Genomic DNA, 19,482 nt, shown 5'->3' with positions numbered 1-19,482 from the left:
ATTTACCGGTTTGACCGGCGCACGGAGACAAACATGAAAGCACTGACTCGCAGACTCTTTGATGCCGCTGTTGTAGTCGCGCTTTGCTGCGCCGCCGCCGCGATGGCGCAGCCCTATCCAAACAAAAACATCCTGATCAAGGTCGCTTACCCGCCCGGGTTCGGGGTGGACGCTTCAGTGCGTCCATCCGCACCCGTGCTGGAGCGGGCCCTTGGGCAGATTCTCGTGATCGACAATATGCCCGGTGCGAACGGCTCCATCGCGGCGATGAATGTGTTGAAGGCGTCGCCAGACGGATACACGCTGCTCGCGACGGCGGGTCCGGATTTACTGATGGCGCCGCTCACGGTCGCTTCGGCTAAGTACACGTTCGACAGCTTCAAGCTCATCGGTTCGTTCGGGATTTCGGACATGGTCCTCGTCAGTCATCCCGATCGTCCTTTCAACAACCTCACCGCGCTCCTCGAACACATGCAAAAGCGTGGCGCGAAGGAGCTTTCCATTGCCCACTGGGGCCAGGGCACGCTCGCTCATCTCGCGGCCGCTGAATTCCAGGAGCGGGTCGGCGTCAAGTTGCTGGAGGTGCCGTACAAAGGCATCGCTCCCATGGCCACGGCCGTCGCAGGTGGCGAGGTGGACCTCGCGTTTGTTCCTCTTGCGGGGCCAATCCTAGGAATGGTTCAGACCGGGCGGATCAAGGCCATCGCCTTCGCGAGCGCCAAGCGACATCCGCTCATGCCGGATGTCGCGACGCTGAGCGAGCACGCTCGATTCAAGAACTTCGAATTCGGCATCTGGACGGGCTTGTTCGCGCCCGCGCGTACAACCGATGCCGTTGTCGCGCGCCTGAGCAGGGCCTTCCAGCAGTGGAACGACAGCCCGGAGTTCCTTGCGCTCGCTACTGCGCAGGGCTTTCGCAAGCTGGACTCAATGACGCCGCAGCAGGCAGCGGCCTTCTTGCGCGTAGAGAACGAAAAGTTTGTCAACATCGCAAAGACCCTTAATCTGGTGGCGCAATAGCGCTGCCGCGCCGGAAAGGCCCATACTATGACCGTTCGAGACTTTCACTACTACGAGCCCGCCGAGGGCCACGGGCTGAGCCACAACCCGCTCAATGCGCTGGTGGCACCGCGACCCATCGGCTGGATCTCGTCACGCGACGCGCAGGGGCGGGTCAATCTCGCGCCCTACAGTTTCTTCAACGCGTTCAACTACGACCCACCGATCATCGGATTTTCTTCGATCGCCTGGAAGGATAGCGTTCAAAACGCATCAGAAACGCGTGAGTTCACCTGGAACCTGGTCACCCGCGAACTCGGTGATCAGATGAACCAGACCTCATCACCGCTTCCGCGCGGCGAGGATGAGTTCCGGTTCGCCGGCCTCACGGCCGTGGCGGGTCGCAAGGTCAACGTCCCGCGGGTGGGCGAAAGCCGCGCGGCTATGGAATGCAAGGTTATCGACATCGTGCAATTCCGAAACACCGAAGGCGAAAAGGTAGGTGGCTGGCTCGTCTTGGGCGAAGTGGTGGCCGTGTACATCGACAAGACACTCCTGAAAGACGGCGTGTATCAGACAGCCGAGGCATATCCGATCATGCGGTCCGGCGGACTGAATGACTATGTCCAGGTCTCGCCAGAGAATGTCTTTCAGATCGCGCGGCTCGCGGGCGCTAGCAGCCCGTCGTCGCACGGCAAGGGATAGCACACACCGTCCGAAAGACGTCACAGGCTTAGGAGATGCAACACCCCTATGCCGGCCTAGTGCTGGCGCAACCGCCGGCCGTGGACATGGTAGGCGTGCGGTATTCCACCGTGCGCGAACACTTGAAATTCATCCGAATGCCCGCGGTACGCCTGAACCACTGGGTGGTCGGACGCCGATACGCTGGTCTGCTGGACGCCGCCTGAGGGCGGTCCGGGCCTTACGAATGCAACTAGAGTTTTTTACATGAGAGAAGTCCTGACACCTGATGCGCAAGCACGTACTTTTACATAACGAATCGTTTATCAAAGGAGAGCGAGTTCATGGAACCCACTAGCCTGAAAGGCGCGCTGGTCATCGGCGCAGGTAATTCGATCGGTGGAGCCATCGCACGCCGGTTTGCTCGTGAAGGGTTCGTTGTCTGCGCCACCCGCCGCGATGCCGAGAAGCTTACGCCGCTGTTCGAAAAGATCCGCGACCAGGATAGCAAGGCCGACGGCTTTGGTTCCGATGCCCGCAAGGAAGAAGAAATTGTCGCACTCATCGAGAAGATCGAGTCGGAGATCGGTCCCATCGAGGTGCTCGTGTTCAACTTCGGCGCCAATGTGCCGTGCAGCATCCTGGAAGAGACCGGGCGCAAGTCGCAAGTACTTCGAGATCTGGCAGATGGCGTGTTTCTCGGGCTTCTTGAATGGCCGCGAAGTGGCTCGCAGAATGGTAGCACGCGGCCGCGGCACAATCCTGTTCACCGGCGCGACGGCCGGCATTCGCAGCTCCGCCAACTTCGCCGCCTTTGCTGGTGGCAAGCATGCGCTGCGAGCGCTGGCACAAAGCATGGCTCGCGAACTGGGTCCGAAGAACATCCACGTGGCCCATGTTGTCGTCGACGGAGCCATCGACACCGAATTCATCCGCAACAATTTCCCCCAGCGCTATGCGCTCAAGGACCAGGACGGCATCCTCAATCCCGAGCAAATCGCGGACAACTACTGGTACCTGCACACGCAGCCGAGTGATACCTGGACCCACGAACTCGATCTCAGGCCCTACATGGGACGCTTCTGAGACGGACCCACTCCACAACCAATACGACTCAATCCCATGAAGACACGGATCACCGAACTGTTCAGCATTCGACACCCCATCGTGCAAGGCGGCATGCACTTCGTTGGCCTGGCCGAGCTGGCGGCCGCAGTCTCGAACGCCGGCGGGCTGGGCGTCATCACCGCGCTGACGCAGCGCACACCAGAACTGCTGGCGAAGGAGATCGCCAGATGTCGCGAGATGACGGACCAGCCTTTCGGCGTCAACCTCACATTCCTGCCGACTTTTTCCGCCCCGCCCTATCCCGAGTACATCCAGGCGATCGTGGAGGGAGGCGTGCGCATCGTCGAAACAGCAGGGCGCAGCCCTGAGGAATACATGCCGGCGATGAAGGCGGCTGGAGTTAAGGTGATCCACAAGTGTACGTCAGTGCGGCATGCTCTGAAGGCCGAGAGGATCGGGTGTGATGCGGTGAGCGTGGACGGCTTCGAGTGCGGTGGCCATCCCGGCGAGGATGATATCCCGAACATGATCCTGCTGCCCCGAGCCGCCAATGAGCTCAAGATCCCGTTTGTGGCTTCCGGCGGTATGGCCGACGCCCGTAGCCTGGTGGCCGCCCTCGCCCTCGGCGCCGACGGCATCAACATGGGCACGCGATTCGTGGCGACCAAGGAAGCGCCTGTTCACGAGAACGTGAAGCGCGCCATCGTCGCGGCCACCGAGCTCGACACGCGACTCGTGATGCGCCCATTGCGCAACACGGAGCGTGTGCTGAAGAACGCTGGCGTCGAGAAGATCCTGGAAATCGAGCGAGTCAAGGGTGAGCAGATCCAGATCTCCGACATCCTTGAGCAGGTCGCAGGCGTCTATCCGAAAGTGATGCTCGACGGAGAGATGGATGCAGGTGCCTGGAGTTGCGGGATGGTCGCCGGCCTCATCGACGACATTCCGAGCGTACGCGAGCTCATCGATCGCATCATGGCGGATGCCAGCCACCTGATCGGGCAGCGCCTCGCCCGGATTCTCGGGTCCGAACAGATGCCCGAGGAAAGCGTTGCCGCCTGAGGAAACTCGACGTACACATCGGAAATCCATCAGACTCAGGAGAAAACTCATGTCCAAGACTGCGGAGTTCTATTTCGACCTCGCAGTCCGGCATCGTACCTCGCATGGACGCAATTGCCGACGATCTGCGAAGAAACCGGTGGCACGCTTGTCCACAAGCCCATATTGCTCCGCGGGGTATTCCAGGCCTTTGGCAATGCCTCGCCCGCGACAATTCCCGCCAAGGGCGCATACACCAACATAGATTGCGACCGGCACGCAAGGCTTACGGCGTTCCCTATCAGTGCAACCCGCACTTTCCCTTCATCACGCTCACGCTAATGCGAGCCGCCACCGGCGTACAGATGAGAATGCCCGACCGGTTCCCGGATTTCCTGCACAGCGCCTTCCATGCGTTGTGGGTGCAGCCACAGTGCCTGAGTCGTCGAAGCGCTGTGTTACGCCGTGCGCGCCTCTCGCGGCACGGCCAACGACATGGCTGATGTTCCAGATGAGCCCGGCCAGCTCGCGCGCCAACGCGACTACCGCGATCTTCCTGCTCTTGCCGCGCGCCGCCAGCTTGCGATAGCGGCAACATAGCCGCAGCTGCGCGTCCCCTGCGCGATCGATGATGGCCTTCGGGATGCCTTCGTGCCGACGCTGGATCTCTAGGCTCACGCGTGCCGGGGTGCGGGTGGCTCAAGACTGCCTCGACGAACAACTTCCTTGCGTAGCTGTTACCGGTCTTGGTGATATGCGGCTCAAATGCCCACGGACGAAGGTTTCATCGAGCGAATTAATGTGTCCCGCAGCAGCTTCTTCTGAAGCTTTCCCGTGGGAAGGCGCGGAAAATCGAGTACAAACGAGAAGGACCGCGGAACCCGTACCGGACCGAGCTTGCTGCGGCAAAGGGCTCTCAACTCCTCAGCTAACGCGTGAGGGGTGCCCGGTTGCCGCTCGACCTGAACCACTGCGTGTACCGCTTCCCCGTACTCGTCATCGGGCAGGCCGAAGACAGCCACGTCGAGCACGCGATCATTTGTTACGAGAATGTTCTCTATCTCTTGTGGATAGATGTTCACGCCGCCGGATATGATCGTGAAATCGCGGCGGTCCGAGAGGTATAAGTATCCCTCTTCGTCGAGATGGCCTATATCACCGTAGGTCCACCACCCCTGTTTGCTTCTGCTCGCCGCAGTCTTGTCGGTATCGTTCCAGTAGGCAAACCTGGCATCCGACTCAAAGTACACCGTTCCTGTCGAGCCAGAAGCCACTTCGTTCTCATCGTCGGCAAGGATATGAACGATTCCATCGACGGCACGACCCACTGACCCCTTGTGAGCGAGCCATTCAAGCGAACTGATCGCACAGGCGCCGATCCCTTCTGTTCCCGCGTAATATTCCTCCAGGATCGGCCCCCACCATTCGATCATTGCCTCTTTGATATGAATGGGGCAAGGTGCGGCGCCGTGGATCGCTAAACGATGACTGGAAAGGTCAAACTGCATGCGCATGCCTGGGTCAAGGCGCAGCAATCGATGGAACATCGTCGGAACCCATAAGCTGTGGGTAACCCGGAATTTTTCCATGGCATGGAGAGCCTGAACTGCATCAAAGTGCTCCATGACCACAGCGGTACCGCCGAGCGCCAGGGTCGCCGAGACGTTTCGGTGCGGCGCGGCATGATACAGAGGTGATGTACAGAGATGGACCATGGACGTATCGACGCCCGGCTTGCTGGCAAACGAAGCATCGCGCGGGTCCATGTCACGGAACGATATGGGAGGAATCGGCTTGCGCACACCTTTTGGCCGCCCGGTCGTCCCGGACGAGTACATCATCTCCCTGCCACGAGCGGGATCATGGATTGATGTGACTTGGCACGCACCAAGCGCGTCCTCGAATCGCTCAAAACCGGGAATATCGCCCCCAAGGGCGAAACATGCTGCGGAACCAAAATCGGCCGCTAAGAGACCCGCGCTGTTGACGGCGGCCACTGAAACGAACACAGCGCGCGCTCCACAATCGCGCGCGATATAGCGCAGGTCGTCGGCGCTTAACTTGGTTGACGCCGGCGTAAAAACGACGCCAGCGCGCTGACACCCCCATCCCAGATACAGGAACTCGGGGCAATTCTCGATGCAGAAGAGCACAGCGTCTCCGGTCTTTATCCCGGCACTGCGGAGAAGATTGGCAACCCGATTGGCCCCCTCCTCCAGTTGGAAATACGTGATTTCGCGCCCGCCAGGTATGAAGACCGCCGCAATCTTCTTAGGCATGGTCTGCGCGTAGTGCGATGGATGCGCCATGTCACCTCTCAAGAGAAAAGGGAGAAGCCAGGCGCACGACACTCGAAAAAGGCCGCGAAAGCACTCTTGCGTTCGGCGGACCTGAGACGGATGGCAAACTCTGGCAGTTTGAGGTCAATAGGATCGAGCGTTCCCTCATCTTCACTTCTGCGAATGAGGGAACGCATTGCCCGAACTCCGCCAGGGTCCATCGTGTGCTCTAACGCCGTTCCCGCGACAATGTCGATCAGGCCGCATTCAGCGTCGTCTTGCATGGTGCAGGGCTCGCTAAGCAGAAGCAACTCAATCGCCTTAGGCGTCCCGACGTTGTTCGGCGGCAATTGACTTGACCCGAACTCCGGGCAAAGTCCCAAGCTCGATGTTGCCTCTGAGGCATCGTCATTTCCGCTCGTGAATGCTTCTTCGCTGTCGTGTATCACTACAGCGCGAACTTCGCCGCGCCTGCCTGCGTCTCTGATTGACTCAGCAAGGGCTCCGTGCCTATCGAAAGTGATGGCATTCTTCCGGTCTGGTCTGTTAAGGCCAATGGGCATGACGCCACGGTCCGCCACAACTTCTATGTGCTTCATTGCGGTCTCCTAAGCACCGCGCCGATTTGCATCGACTTGAGAAGGTCGCCAGCCCGTTATAGGCGACGATGGGTATTGCACGATGGATACCGAGCCGTCCACGCGTGCTCGGCCTCGCTCGCTTTGCCACTATTGACCAGGCGGGCGAGGGTGCTGCTCACCGTAGCCAGGCCTTTCTGGATGGCGGCTGCGCCGATGTTCGAGCAGCACCACGTCGAGCCCTGCCGCTACGTCTTGACGGCACGGTGCAATCGAGGGAGGCGGCCACCTGGGCGGGCTGAGGCCGGTTCGTCGACCGTCAGCACATGCGGCTATCCCGCGGCCTTGACCATGTCCTCGACCACCTTCTTGGCGTCGCCGAATACCATCATGGTCTTGTCCATGTAGAACAGCTCGTTATCGAGGCCCGCGTAGCCGGACGCCATCGAGCGTTTGTTCACGATGATGGTCTTGGCCTTGTACGCCTCCAGGATCGGCATGCCGGCGATCGGAGAGTTCGGGTCGGTCTTGGCCGCCGGGTTAACCACGTCGTTGGCGCCCAGCACCAGCACCACGTCAACCTGGCCGAACTCGCTGTTGATGTCTTCCATCTCGAACACCTGGTCGTAAGGCACTTCGGCCTCGGCCAACAGCACGTTCATGTGGCCCGGCATGCGGCCTGCCACCGGATGGATCGCATACTTTACCGTCACGCCGTGCTCCGTCAGCTTCTCGGTAAGTTCCTTGAGTGCATGCTGGGCGCGCGCCACCGCCAGGCCATAGCCCGGCACGATGACTACCGTCTCGGCATTGCTCATCAGGAAAGACGCGTCATCCGCCGAACCCGACTTGACGTTGCGCTGCTCGGCGCTGCCGCTGGCCGCGGCCGTCGCCGCACCGCCGAAGCCGCCCAGGATCACGTTGAAGAACGAGCGGTTCATGGCCTTGCACATGATGTACGACAGAATCGCACCGCTCGATCCCACTAGCGATCCGGCAATGATCAGCATCGGGTTGTTCAGGGAGAAGCCGATACCGGCCGCCGCCCAGCCCGAGTACGAGTTCAGCATCGACACCACCACCGGCATGTCCGCGCCGCCGATCGGGATGATGATCAGGACACCGAGTACGAAGGCGATCGCCAGCATCAGCAGGAACGGCTGCCAGTTCTGCGTGAGGAAGAACGCCACGCCAAAGCCGAACATCGCCACGGCCAGCGCCAGGTTCAGCATGTGCTGGCCGGCGAAGACCACCGGCGCGCCTTGGAACAGGCGGAACTTGTAGCGCCCGGCGAGCTTGCCGAACGCGATCACCGAGCCCGAGAACGTGATGGCACCGACGAAGCAGCCGATGAACAGCTCGACGCGGTTGCCCATCGGGATCGCATGCGAGCCCGGCGTGCTGATGCCGAAGGCCGCTGGCTCGGCGACTGCCGCCACCGCGATGAACACCGCCGCCAGGCCGATCAGCGAGTGCATCGCCGCGACCAGCTCAGGCATCTTGGTCATCTCGACCTTCTTCGCCACGTAGGCGCCGATACCGCCGCCTACCACCAGCGCGCCGAGAATCAGCACCAGGCCCGTGCCGACCGATGACTGGCCAGCGGCGGCAGGAAGGAATTCCTGCTTGAGCTTGACGATCAGCGCCACGGTGGTCGTTGCGGCGATCGCCATGCCGGCCATACCAAAAGCATTGCCCTTGCGGGCCGAGGCCGGGTGCGACAGACCCTTGAGCGCCTGGATGAAGCAGACCGAGGCGGACAGGTAAAACAGCGTTACCGAGTTCATGGACAGAAAGTTCATCGTGCCGCCTCCGCCACAAGATCATCGGCCACGGACTTGGTACTAGCCTGCGGCGCAGCCTTGGGTGCCTTCTTCCGGAACATCTCCAGCATCCGCTGGGTCACCATGAATCCGCCGAACACATTGACCGCGGCCAGCGCCACGGCCAGCGTGCCCATGATGCGGCCGGTGGGGCCTTCGGTAAGGCCTGCGGCCAGCATCGCGCCGACGATGATGATGGCCGAGATTGCATTGGTCACGGCCATCAGAGGCGTATGCAGAGCGGGCGTGACCGTCCAGACCACGTGGTAGCCCACATAGATCGCGAGCACGAAGATGATCAGGTTGATTACCGTGTGGTTCACCATTTCCATTAATGTCTCCTTAACTGGCCAATGCCATCTCGTCGCGCCGGGTCATCAGGCAGGCCTCGACAATGTCGTCTTCGAGGTCGATGGAGAGCTTGCCTTCCTTGTCGATGATGAGCTTAAGGAAGTCGAGCACGTTGCGCGCGTATAGCGCCGAGGCGTCGGCCGCCACCATGCTGGCTAGGTTGGTATGGCCAACCAGCACCACGCCATGCCGCTCGACCACCTGGTCGGCCACCGTCAGCGGGCAATTGCCGCCTTGCGCGGCGGCCAGGTCGACTACCACTGAGCCGGGTTTCATCGCCATCACGGTCTCTTCCTTGAGCAACACCGGCGCCGGGCGGCCCGGAATCAGCGCGGTGGTAATCACGATGTCGGCTTGGCTGGCACGCTGGTGCACCAGCTCCGCCTGGCGGCGCATCCAGTTGGCCGGCATGGGGCGGGCATAGCCTCCCGCGCCCTGTGCGATCTCGCGCTCCTCCTCGGTCTCGAAGGGCACGTCGAGAAACTTGGCGCCGAGCGACTCGATCTGTTCCTTGACCGCTGGGCGCACGTCGGAGGCCTCGATCACCGCGCCCAGGCGCTTGGCCGTGGCAATCGCCTGCAGGCCAGCAACGCCGGCGCCGAGAATCAGCACGCGCGCGGCCTTGACGGTGCCGGCCGCGGTCATCAGCATCGGCATGAAGCGCTGGTAGTGGTTGGCGGCTTCGAGCACTGCCTTGTAGCCGGCAATGTTGGCCTGCGACGAAAGTACGTCCATGCTCTGCGCGCGCGTGGTGCGGGGTGCCGCCTCGAGCGAGAAGGCGACGATGCCGGCCGCAGCCATACGCGCGTTGTTTTCGGCGTCGAAGGGATTGAGCATGCCGACCAGGGTGGCACCGGGCTTTATCTGGCCGAGTTCGGCCTCGTCCGGCGCGCGCACCTTTAGCACCAGTTCGACGCCGAGTGCCTGCGCGGCGGTGCCGATGCGGGCGCCCGCGGCCTCATAGGCCGAGTCCGGCTGGCTTGCCCTGACTCCGGCGCCCGCTTGGACAATGACTTCGTGACCTTGCGCGACGTATTTCTTGACTGTCTCTGGCGTGGCGGCAACACGGGTCTCGCCGGCCCGCGTCTCCTGCGGGATACCGATTTGCATCTCGTCTCCTTATGATGTTCGTTCCTGGAGTGGTACCCGGCGGGGCCAGCCTTCCATTCTAGATTTTTCTGCCCTCTTGAGAGCCATGGTTGTCGCTCACCGTGCGTGCACGCTTCCCCACCATCTTGATGCGCCGTGGGCAACGGTTCGCTTACCTTAGTCGTGCTTTCGCATTCTCAATCTCTTCCTCCAAATCCCGCAACTGATCCTTCCCAAAAAACATCTCGTCGCCGACAAAGAAGGTCGGAGAGCCAAACGCACCGCGTTCGAATGAGTTCTGGGTATTCGCCAGCAAGATCTGCTTGACCTCGGGATCCGCAATGCGGGCTTCGAAGCCTTTTCCGTCCAAACCGGCGACATCCAGAGCTGCCGAGATGACGGCGGGATCATCCATCTTCAAACCTTGTTCCCACATGTTTGCGAACACGGAATTTACGTAGTGCATAAAGGTGCCGTTCTTCTGGGCAGCCACAGCCCCGCGCATGATCTGCAATGTATTGACGGGCCAAAATGGATTGTCCCGATAGGCGGTCAGTCCGTGCTTGGTGATGAAGCGCTGGATCTCTAAACGCCCAAACTCCGGCTTGTTCTTGATACCCGCAAAAGCCTCCGCGGGAGAACGATTCCCCGTTAGCCTGAACAGCCCCCCAAGAAGCACCGGAACATATTCGAACTGGACGTCCTGCCGCGCCTCAATACTCGGAATGACTTTGTGGCTAAGGTAGGAATTCGGGCTGCCGAAATCAAAGTGGAACTGAACTCGTACGCCGCTCATGGTGTCTCCTAATATATGACGTGGTGAAATTTGGGTGGAACGTTTAGCAAAGCCCGCTTACCTGCTGTGGATCTGACGACGGATGCTCCACGATCCCTGTCGAAATCGGCCCACGCTCCGCAAGCGCGGTCATACAGCCTGCCCAGGTACGGGACTCACCGACAACAAGTGCTGGTGAGCAGATCGGGCAGCTTCGAATTTTCCTCGCGCATCGTCTGCCGATTCCGCCGCTACCGTGATGACACCTGCCAGCTCGATTTCAGCGCTTAATACAAAAAGGGAGAATATCTGTGCTGCCTTCTGCGAATCGTGATCATTTCCAAACGCCGTGTCTTTCATTGCTATCCTCGGTTGGATCCTCTGTATGGTGGCATCGCAATCGCAGCGATACCGGTTATAGATCTGAGGTAGATCTAAGGTGACCGAAAACCGTGATCCAATGGCGATTTACGCTACCTCGAACAACCCCGCCGCCCCCATTCCGCCACCGACACACATCGTGACGACAACGTATTTCTCTCCACGGCGTCTGCCCTCGATCAGGGCGTGACCCACAAGCCTTGCACCCGTCATGCCATACGGGTGCCCGATGGAAATCCCGCCACCGTTCACATTCAATCGGTCCGGATCGATTCCAAGGCGATCGCGACAGTAAAGAACCTGGCACGCGAACGCTTCATTCAGTTCCCACAGACCGATATCGCTAACCTTCAACCCATGCCGCTCCAGGAGTTTCGGGACCGCAAAAACCGGGCCAATACCCATTTCCTCGGGCGCACAGCCCGCCACCGCGATGCCGCGGTAGATACCAAGAGGCTGCAATCCGCGCCGCTCGGCCAAGCGGCGATCCATCAGGACCGAGGCAGAGGCACCATCCGAAAGCTGACTTGCGTTTCCTCCGGTGACAGCGCCGCGGTCGATGACTGTCCTGAGTTTTGCCAACCCCTCTACCGTTGTGTCGGGACGGTTCCCTTCGTCGCGGTCCAGTAGCACGTCACGGAAACTGATCTCCCCTGTCTCCCTATCCTGGATAGCCATGGAGGTTTGGAAGGGTACAATTTCGGCTGCAAAGCGGCCCCTCTCCTGGGCAAGCGCCGTACGGCGCTGTGATTCCGCCGCGTAAACATCCTGCGCCTCTCGGGAAATGCCATACCGCCCCGCGACGAGTTCAGCGGTCTGCAGCATCGGCATATAGGCATGTGGAACCCTCTCAATCAATTCCGTGTCGGCCGCACTCGTCATCCATTCGACAAAACGGTCCTGAACCAACGAGATGCTCTCTTGCCCCCCTGCCACCACCACGTCCATCTCGTCCACAATGATTTGCTTTGCTGCGGTGGCCATCGCCATCAAGCCAGAGGCGCATTGCCGGTCGATGGACTGACCCGCGACGCTGACCGGAAGTCCGCCGGCTAGCGCGCTAAGACGGCCAATGTTCATGCCGGCCGTGCCTCCCGGCATCGAGGTACCGATCACTACATCCTCAATCTCTTCCGCGGCGATTCCGGCACGCTGAACCGCATGCGATATGACGTGCCCCATGAGGGTCGGCGACTTTGTGTTGTTCAACGAACCCTTATAGGCGCGACCGATCCCGGTCCGTGCCGTCGAGACAATGACTGCTTCCCTCATGCTGCCCTCTTGATGATGTGAATACCGGGGTAGACATCCCGCTATGACCGCGTCTCTCTCTGACGCATCGCTAAGCTGGGCCACCAACAGACAGAATGGAAAATTTCTTCGGATGGCAAGGCATTGCGATCGTGCGGAAGCGGTCTCTATCCCATTGGTCAGACGTTTTGATTACCAGGTCTCAGTCCAGGGACGCAGGTCGAGTTCAAAGGTCCAGGCGTCGCGTGGTTGCGAATGAAGGTACCAGTAGTTCTGCGCGATATGCTCCGGATTCAGGATGCCATCCTGGTCTTTCAATGCATAACGGTCCGGAAAATTGGTACGGATAAAGTCAGTGTCGATCGCGCCGTCCACCACAATATGGGCCACATGGATGTTCTTCGATCCGAGTTCGCGGGCCATGCTTTGCGCAAGCGCGCGAAGCGCATGCTTGGCACCCGCAAACGCGGCATAGTTTTCCTTGCCTCGCAGACCCGCGGTAGCGCCGGTGAAGAGAATCGTCCCGCGTTGACGCTGTACCATGCGCTTGGCAACTTCCCTTGCGTTCAGAAATCCTGCAAAGCAGGCCATCTCCCAGATCTTGAAGTACTTTCGCGCTGTCTCCTCAAGGATGGAAGAAGGCACATTGGCACCAATGTTAAATACGAGAACGTCAATTGGGCCGATCTCGGACTCAATCTTGTCGATGAGGGCGACCACCTCCTCCTCCTTGCGCGCGTCCGTGCCAAACGCGTAGGCCATTCCGCCGGCATCGTGAATGGAGTCAACCAGCGGTTGGAGCTTGTCCGCTGTACGACGCGTCACACAAGCGACCATGCCTTCCGCGGCGAAACGCTTGGCGATTGCACCACCCGTGGAGTCCCCCGCTCCGATCACGAGCGCTACCCTCTGCTCTCTGACATCCATCTCTGTCTCCTTTATTAACAAACGATCGTTTAGTAACGAAAGAGTACTTCACCCCCGTGCAGGAGTCAAGGGCAACTTACCCTAACGCACCTACAACGAAGAAGCTCAGGAGCACCCTGTGCGCGGCACGCGAAGTGGCGAGGATGGTAAGGATGAAAGAAGAAAAGCCGCGACCGCACTTGGCTGCATGGCTTCGCGCGCCGGACCCCGAAGCGGAAGCATCGACAGCACTTGCGGTGCGGCCCGGTTCGGCAGTCGAAGCCGTCGCAATGACAGCGCGGTACCGCGGCATGCACGCACATATCTGCGCGCACCGAGAAGATCTCAAAAGGGCGCAGAACTGCGCCCGGAGGAGGTGGGTGCTACATCGGCACCGCTTAGGTCTTGCTGAGGGGTTCGAGCCGTTCAATAGACCGACCGAGAAAGCGACGGCTGGAAGCGAGAATCTGCTGCCTGGTCCGGTCGGTTTCAACCACCCGGGCCAGCAAAATGGCACCCACGCACTGCGCAATCAACGCCCAAGCCGCATCCGGATCGTCCAAACGCTGCCTCCAACTGCTCTGCAGCTTTTTCGCGCTTTCCTCCACTGAGGCGCGGACTGCTGGCCCAGACCTCGCGATTTCAGGTCCCAAGGTCGGCAGGACGCACCCTGATTCTGGATGCAGCGCATGAGAACTGCTGAGATAGCTTCTGATGCGTTTCACGAAATGATCTTCGGCCGTCTCATCCTCGCCTGCGAGCATTTCAGCGCTGTTGGTCAACTCCCGCTGGATGACCTCCGCGAACAGTTCCGCTTTAGAGCCAAAATGACTATAGAAGGCGCCCCCCGTGAGCCCGATGGCACCCATCAGGGCATCGACTCCCGTTGAATCGAATCCCCCCTTTTTTGCAATCGCTTGACTACTGTTAAGGAGTTTCTCCCGCGTCTCCTGCTTGTGCGTGCTTGAGTAGCGCATTTTCAGCTCACTTCGAATTCAGGACATGGCACGAATTATAGCATGACGATCGTTCAGGAAAATTCTGCCTCGGGTTGATGCTGCGGCGCAACGGACTGCCAATTCCCAAGATACAGGCCTGCGCTCGCCAGGGCTGGGGGCCGCGGATGCCGTCCTGTACATCGGCCGTCGAAGCCCGTCTAAGCGCTGTCTCTTCTCGGCCCGCCTGAGTGCCATCCTCGGGACACGAAGGCGCCCAGCTCGCGTCCCGCTCCTATGCCGTGGGCACCAAACGGCATGCGCAGGTCAAATCACCAACCGCGAATACTTGTTGACATCACTCAGTGGGTAACCTAGCATGTTTGCAAAACGATCGTTAACTAAAGAGCCACGCGCCATCTGTTTGCGCCAGTCCCCGACACGAGAATTCGGTCGGTAGGCCTACCAGTGAGTTGCGCGTTCGTCACGATGCTTCTCACCACACGGAGTCGATTTCATTCGGAAAGCCGTGGGGCAGATGGCAACAGAGCGAAACAACCCTGGGGTCTAACCAGGGTATAACAACTGAGAGACATCAATATGGAAGCCAGACGCTGGCATAGCTCCTACCCGCCCGGGATACCGCTTGAGATTGATGTGGACGCGACAGCGACACTGGGGTCCATGATTGCAGGTGCGGTGGCCTCGTTCGCCACGCGTCCTGCGGTAACCTGCCTGGAGGAATCACTTAGTTACGCAGAGCTCGGCATTCTGTCTGAAGCGCTCGCGACTTTTCTGCAGCAGTCGGGATTGAAAAAGGGGGACCGTGTAGCGTTGATGCTGCCAAGTTGCCCCGCTTTCCTGATAGGCTTGGCAGCGGTATTTCAAGCAGGGATGGTGGCGGTTCCAGTCAACCCACTGTATACACCGCGTGAATTGAGGCATCAGCTACAGGATTCTGGCGCCACCTGCATTATCGTCGCCGACCAACTGCAGCCGTCGCTGCAGCACGTGCTGGAGGAAACCAACATTGTTCAGGTGCTGACGGCACCGGTTGTTGGAATGAAACCCATTGTCGGTCAACTCGTGGCACTCGCAAAAGACGCTGGCGCTGCTCAACAAGCCGGTACGACCGGTGGTCGCACGTGCCAACCTTTAGCCCAAGCGATTCTGCAGGGAAACAGAGGCAGTCTTTCCCCAGTTGCACAGACCGCTCAGGACATCGCCATTCTGCAATACACCGGTGGCACGACGGGTGTTTCCAAGGGGGCAGTCCTCACGCACAAGTCAGTTTGCGCGAGTTTGGCGCAAATTTTGACTTGGGTTGGACCACCGTTAGCAGGCTCGGAGGCATCAATGGTGACACCACTGCCTCTGTATCATATCTTCCCGCTTGCGACTGCACTTCTGGCGCTATCGCTCGGTTGTGAGAATCGCTTGGTTCCCAATCCGCGTGAGGCTGGTTCTGTGCTTGCTGAATTGAAGCGGCGGCCGTTTCAAATGCTTGTCGGGGTCAACACCTTGTTCAACAGCTTGGTGAACACACCGGAACTCATTTCCGTAGACTTCGGCGCTACCCGTTTGGTGATTGGTGCCGGGGCGTCAATCCAGGACGCTATTGCAAAGCGATGGCTCGCGGCCGGTGCTCCCCCTGTTACCGAAGCCTATGGCCTTACAGAGACCTCACCGAGCGCCACCTTCAATCCTCCTGGCCGAAGTGGGTCGATCGGCATTCCTGTGCCTTCGACCGACGTTCGCCTAGTAGATGAAAGTGGGCACGACGTCCCACTCGGTGTTGCCGGCGAACTTCTGATCAAGGGACCACAACTCTTCAGCGGCTATTGGAATCAGGAGGACGAAACACGGAGAGCGTTCCTTGATGGTAGCTGGTTCAGGACGGGCGACATTGTGGTCATGGACGAATTGGGATTCATGACAATGGTCGACCGCAAGAAGGACATGATTCTCGTCTCAGGCTTCAACGTTTATCCGAATGAGATCGAGGCCGTCGTCGCTATGATGCCCGATGTCCTCGAGGCCGCCTGTATCGGCGTGCCTGACGACCGTTCTGGCGAGGCCCCGCACCTCTTCATCGTCCCATGCAATATGGCGCTCACCACGGAACAAGTGGAGGCACACTGTCGCTCCCATCTTGCCGCCTATAAAGTGCCACGACACATTACGTTTGTCGATGCCCTGCCCAAATCAACGGTGGGCAAGATCCTGCGTAGAGACTTGCGTTCGCGCTTGGTTGCTGAGCAAAGCAATGCATAGCGCCCCGCTCAGCCCTTCTCGATTTCTCTCTGGCCAGCCATGCGGCTGCCAGCACACCCGGCCCTTATGAACTACTATCACGCCCCCCTCCGCGATCTTCAGTTCGTGCTGCATGAGCTGCTCGACGTGTCCACCGGCTCCGCAATTGCCGAAATTGCCGATCCCGACACGATCAACCAGGTAATCGAAGCCGCAGGTCAGTTCGCTACAGAGATTCTGGCGCCCCTGAACGGCATTGGAGACCTCCAAGGCTGCACCATGCCTTCGTCAGGTGTGGTGACGACGCCTGAGGGATTCAAGAACGCGTACAAGCGATTTTCTGAGGCAGGCTGGACCGCACTGGCATGTCAATCGGAGCATGGTGGGCAGGGACTGCCGAACGCCGTCAATGCGGCTGTCATGGAGATATTCGCTGGTGCTAACATGGCCTGGGCGGCTTATCCGGGTATGTCGCAGGCGGCTTACACATGCCTGGCGGCAAATGGTTCGGACGCGCAGAGGGCGCTCTACCTGCCGAAGCTAGCTTCCGGCGAATGGGCGGGAACCATGTGTTTGACCGAGCCGCATTGCGGCACCGACCTCGGACTTTTGCGCACCCGTGCTGTACGGAATGCCGATGGCACCTTCGGCATAACCGGTACGAAGATCTTCATTTCGGGAGGCGAACATGACTTCACGGACAATATCGTCCATTTGGTACTCGCCCGGTTACCGGACTCGCCCCCCGGCGTCAAGGGTATTTCCCTCTTCCTTGTTCCAAAGTTCCTGGTGTCGCCTGAAGGAGATCTGGCCGAACGCAACGCAGTCACTTGTGGCTCCCTGGAGCACAAGATGGGCATCCATGCGAACGCCACCTGCACGATGAACTTCGATGGTGCAACAGGTTATCTGGTGGGCGAGCCAGACAAGGGGCTCGCGGCTATGTTCGTTATGATGAACCACGCGCGGCTCCTTGTCGGAGTCAATGCAATCGGACTGATGGAGGCGGCGTACCAGAAGGCACTGGGCTATGCAAAGGACCGCACACAAGGAAGGTCCCCAACAGCATCGGCCCGTAACAGCCCGGCGGATCCGATTATCGAGCATGCTGATGTGCGCCGTATGCTGCTGACTCAGAAAGCATATATCGAAGGAACACGAGCATTCGCGCAGTGGGCATGCCAGTTGGCCGACACCCAGCACTTCGGCGATGACTCCGGGATTCGGCATCAGGCGGCAGAACTCTCTGCGCTGGTTACACCGATCGTTAAAGCATTCAGCAGCGACCTCGCCGTCGAATGTACCAGCTTGGCAATGCAGGTCCTTGGTGGACATGGCTATATCGTGGATAACCAGGTCGAACAGCATCTTCGTGACGCACGTATCATCCCGCTCTACGAAGGTGCCAACGGCATTCAAGCCATGGACTTCCTTGGACGCAAAGTTCTCCTCGACCAGGGCACACGGCTGGAGATGTTCCTTGCAATCGTCACCGAGTTCATCAACGCGAATGCCGATAATCCAGTCCTGCGGGAATTCACCGCCCCGCTTTTGAGCGCGACCGATGTGTTGCGGAATGCGACGCACGAAGTATCGATGCAAGCCAAGGCGGATCCTCACGTCTTGGGAAGCGTTGCTGCATCATACCTTCGGCTTGCCGGTCATGTCGGTCTAGCATGGATGTGGGCACGTATGGCTGCGATCGGGCTCGTCAACGCCGCCTCTGCCGACCCGATCTATGCATCGAAAATCGCGACGGCGCGCTTCTATTTCAAGAAGCTGCTACCCGAAATACAATCTCTGGCAGCGGCGATCGCCGCCGGCTCCGGTCCGATCATGGAGCTTGATTTCGGCTAACGCCTCCACTTTCGCTATGGTCTGTTTGGCGGCAGCCGCAGCAGAATGCGCTGCCGCCATACAGAGTTTGCTGCATGCCGGGCACCGAAGAAGTTGGGCTCTACAACCAAGCGCAGCATGGGCAAATATGACAATGCCGAGTTCCAATTCTGGATATACACGGCGCGTCCCCCTCACGTCCACCGCGCGCCAGGACAACTGCATGCGTCTGGACCATGTCGAAGACCTGCACAGTACCGTAGCGATAGCCTGGAGCGCTGATCTCGCGCGAAAACTATCACTAGACTAGGCCGCCCGAACTGGGCTCGTTCCCGCCAGCGTGATCCGGTGCATGACGCGACGGAATCCGTGGTAGTCGTCAATCGGGTTATGCAACATGCACCTGTTTTCCCAGAACGCAAATGCACTGCGGCTCCTATGCGAAGCGGCACGTGGATTCCGAGTAGGCGCACGAACGTGGTGGGTATCTTCCCCAACGACGCATCCATCCTGCGCCTCGTTGGCGCCATGATGATGGAAGTCGCGGTCACATTGAGGCCATCGAGCCTGTATAGGCTCAAGATCTCGTTTGTGCGACACCGGTCGCCGGCCACGCCAACATCACAACGGCGATCATGCGGTCCAATTCGCCCCTGCTAGCACCCGCCTGCGGCAAATTCAAGATCGTTTGCATCACGCCGAGAAAATACCAAGCCAGCGCAGCGACATCTGCATCAGTTGGCAGTTCGCCATCTGCAATTGCTTCCCGAAGCAGACCTTCGAGCAGATCGCGCTGCTGACTCATCCCCGAGAGCGCCGCCTCCTGCCCTGCTTCCGGCAGATCGACTAGCTCGGCACAACTTCGTGCCAGCAGGCAACCAGGGGGGCGACGGGACCCCATCGGCAGCAGCCCCCGCAGCAGCGCCTCGAGCCGCGCACGGGCACTGTCGCCCTCGTATGACTTCATCCTCTGTAGCACCCGATCCGTATAGGCTGCAAGTGCCATCTGGAACAGGCCATCTTTGTCCTTAAAACGTTGGTAAAGGCTTGAACGTGATAGTCCGGTCGCTTCCGTCAACACATTGATCGATGTAGCCGCGTATCCGTGACGCCAGAAGGCATCCAGGGCTGCATCAATGACGGCACCTTCGTCGTATTGCGGCTTACCGCTCATTCAAATACCCTTTGACAAATTGGACCGATCGTTCCAAGATATGTGGATCGTTCGTTCCA

At 59.5% G+C, this 19,482-nt stretch carries 17 protein-coding genes and 3 pseudogenes; 8 read left to right on the top strand and 12 right to left on the bottom strand.

The window, feature by feature from the left end:
* Nucleotides 1-33 precede the first annotated feature (33 nt).
* From AC1DS6_RS27535 to AC1DS6_RS27515, 5 genes and pseudogenes are all read left to right on the top strand, one after another.
* Nucleotides 34-1,020 carry a tripartite tricarboxylate transporter substrate binding protein gene (locus AC1DS6_RS27535; RefSeq protein ID WP_477103567.1) on the top strand — a complete coding sequence of 329 codons (987 nt, stop codon included), beginning with the start codon at nucleotides 34-36 and terminating at the stop codon, nucleotides 1,018-1,020.
* A gap of 27 nt (nucleotides 1,021-1,047) precedes the next feature.
* Nucleotides 1,048-1,704 carry a flavin reductase family protein gene (locus AC1DS6_RS27530; RefSeq protein WP_045242991.1) on the top strand — a complete coding sequence of 219 codons (657 nt, stop codon included), beginning with the start codon at nucleotides 1,048-1,050 and terminating at the stop codon, nucleotides 1,702-1,704.
* A 35-nt stretch (nucleotides 1,705-1,739) separates the two neighbouring features.
* Complete coding sequence (locus AC1DS6_RS27525; RefSeq protein WP_477103566.1) at nucleotides 1,740-1,910, top strand: hypothetical protein; 171 nt, start codon at nucleotides 1,740-1,742, stop codon at nucleotides 1,908-1,910.
* Nucleotides 1,911-2,027: 117 nt separating this feature from the next.
* Nucleotides 2,028-2,769, top strand: a pseudogene (locus AC1DS6_RS27520) (SDR family oxidoreductase).
* Nucleotides 2,770-2,805: 36 nt separating this feature from the next.
* The gene (locus tag AC1DS6_RS27515) at nucleotides 2,806-3,813 is read left to right on the top strand and encodes an NAD(P)H-dependent flavin oxidoreductase (protein WP_477103565.1); all 1,008 of its coding nucleotides are present in this window, start codon (nucleotides 2,806-2,808) and stop codon (nucleotides 3,811-3,813) included.
* 453 nt (nucleotides 3,814-4,266) lie between these two features.
* On the opposite strand, the pseudogene AC1DS6_RS27510 reads toward AC1DS6_RS27515, so the two are convergent.
* The 11 genes and pseudogenes from AC1DS6_RS27510 to AC1DS6_RS27460 form a co-directional block, all read right to left on the bottom strand.
* A pseudogene (locus AC1DS6_RS27510) lies at nucleotides 4,267-4,546 on the bottom strand (IS110 family transposase); the annotation flags it as partial.
* A 7-nt stretch (nucleotides 4,547-4,553) separates the two neighbouring features.
* Nucleotides 4,554-6,101 carry an AMP-binding protein gene (locus tag AC1DS6_RS27505; protein WP_477103564.1) on the bottom strand — a complete coding sequence of 516 codons (1,548 nt, stop codon included), beginning with the start codon at nucleotides 6,099-6,101 and terminating at the stop codon, nucleotides 4,554-4,556.
* A gap of 8 nt (nucleotides 6,102-6,109) precedes the next feature.
* Nucleotides 6,110-6,670: a Clp protease/crotonase-like domain-containing protein gene (locus AC1DS6_RS27500; RefSeq protein ID WP_477103563.1), complete on the bottom strand. Its 561-nt coding sequence runs from the start codon at nucleotides 6,668-6,670 to the stop codon at nucleotides 6,110-6,112.
* A 311-nt stretch (nucleotides 6,671-6,981) separates the two neighbouring features.
* Nucleotides 6,982-8,451, bottom strand: a complete 1,470-nt coding sequence (locus AC1DS6_RS27495) for an NAD(P)(+) transhydrogenase (Re/Si-specific) subunit beta (RefSeq protein WP_477103562.1) — start codon at nucleotides 8,449-8,451, stop codon at nucleotides 6,982-6,984.
* A complete protein-coding gene (locus AC1DS6_RS27490) occupies nucleotides 8,448-8,804 on the bottom strand; it encodes an NAD(P) transhydrogenase subunit alpha part 2 (RefSeq protein ID WP_267602024.1) in 357 nt (118 codons plus the stop codon). Before AC1DS6_RS27490 ends, AC1DS6_RS27495 begins: the two co-directional genes overlap by 4 nt.
* Nucleotides 8,805-8,814: 10 nt before the next feature.
* On the bottom strand, nucleotides 8,815-9,933 hold the full coding sequence (locus AC1DS6_RS27485) for a Re/Si-specific NAD(P)(+) transhydrogenase subunit alpha (protein WP_477103561.1): 1,119 nt from the start codon (nucleotides 9,931-9,933) through the stop codon (nucleotides 8,815-8,817).
* 151 nt (nucleotides 9,934-10,084) lie between these two features.
* The gene (locus tag AC1DS6_RS27480; RefSeq protein WP_477103560.1) at nucleotides 10,085-10,708 is read right to left on the bottom strand and encodes a DsbA family protein; all 624 of its coding nucleotides are present in this window, start codon (nucleotides 10,706-10,708) and stop codon (nucleotides 10,085-10,087) included.
* Nucleotides 10,709-10,837: 129 nt separating this feature from the next.
* Nucleotides 10,838-11,047, bottom strand: coding sequence for a hypothetical protein (locus tag AC1DS6_RS27475; RefSeq protein WP_477103559.1), 210 nt, complete (start codon nucleotides 11,045-11,047; stop codon nucleotides 10,838-10,840).
* A gap of 108 nt (nucleotides 11,048-11,155) precedes the next feature.
* Complete coding sequence (locus AC1DS6_RS27470) at nucleotides 11,156-12,340, bottom strand: acetyl-CoA C-acyltransferase (RefSeq protein WP_477103558.1); 1,185 nt, start codon at nucleotides 12,338-12,340, stop codon at nucleotides 11,156-11,158.
* A gap of 171 nt (nucleotides 12,341-12,511) precedes the next feature.
* A complete protein-coding gene (locus tag AC1DS6_RS27465) occupies nucleotides 12,512-13,246 on the bottom strand; it encodes an SDR family oxidoreductase (RefSeq protein ID WP_477103557.1) in 735 nt (244 codons plus the stop codon).
* Between the two features lie 377 nt (nucleotides 13,247-13,623).
* Nucleotides 13,624-14,202 (bottom strand): TetR/AcrR family transcriptional regulator, encoded by a 579-nt coding sequence (locus AC1DS6_RS27460; protein ID WP_400096603.1) that lies wholly within the window; start codon nucleotides 14,200-14,202, stop codon nucleotides 13,624-13,626.
* 558 nt (nucleotides 14,203-14,760) lie between these two features.
* On the opposite strand from AC1DS6_RS27460, the gene AC1DS6_RS27455 reads away from it, so the two are divergent.
* The 3 genes and pseudogenes from AC1DS6_RS27455 to AC1DS6_RS27445 all read left to right on the top strand — a co-directional run.
* The gene (locus AC1DS6_RS27455) at nucleotides 14,761-16,434 is read left to right on the top strand and encodes an AMP-binding protein (RefSeq protein WP_477103556.1); all 1,674 of its coding nucleotides are present in this window, start codon (nucleotides 14,761-14,763) and stop codon (nucleotides 16,432-16,434) included.
* Nucleotides 16,435-16,500: 66 nt separating this feature from the next.
* Nucleotides 16,501-18,270, top strand: coding sequence for an acyl-CoA dehydrogenase C-terminal domain-containing protein (locus tag AC1DS6_RS27450; RefSeq protein ID WP_477103555.1), 1,770 nt, complete (start codon nucleotides 16,501-16,503; stop codon nucleotides 18,268-18,270).
* Between the two features lie 444 nt (nucleotides 18,271-18,714).
* Nucleotides 18,715-18,909, top strand: a pseudogene (locus AC1DS6_RS27445) (transposase); the annotation flags it as partial.
* Here AC1DS6_RS27445 and AC1DS6_RS27440 read toward each other — a convergent pair.
* Complete coding sequence (locus tag AC1DS6_RS27440; protein WP_477103554.1) at nucleotides 18,827-19,423, bottom strand: TetR/AcrR family transcriptional regulator; 597 nt, start codon at nucleotides 19,421-19,423, stop codon at nucleotides 18,827-18,829. The pseudogene AC1DS6_RS27445 and the gene AC1DS6_RS27440 sit on opposite strands and share 83 nt — an antisense overlap.
* Between the last annotated feature and the right edge of the window lie 59 nt (nucleotides 19,424-19,482).

It is taken from the genome of Cupriavidus sp. 05L310 (assembly GCF_056398185.1).
The sequence above is the reverse complement of the archived record's forward strand: the minus strand, read 5'-3'. Positions and strand labels throughout refer to the sequence as shown.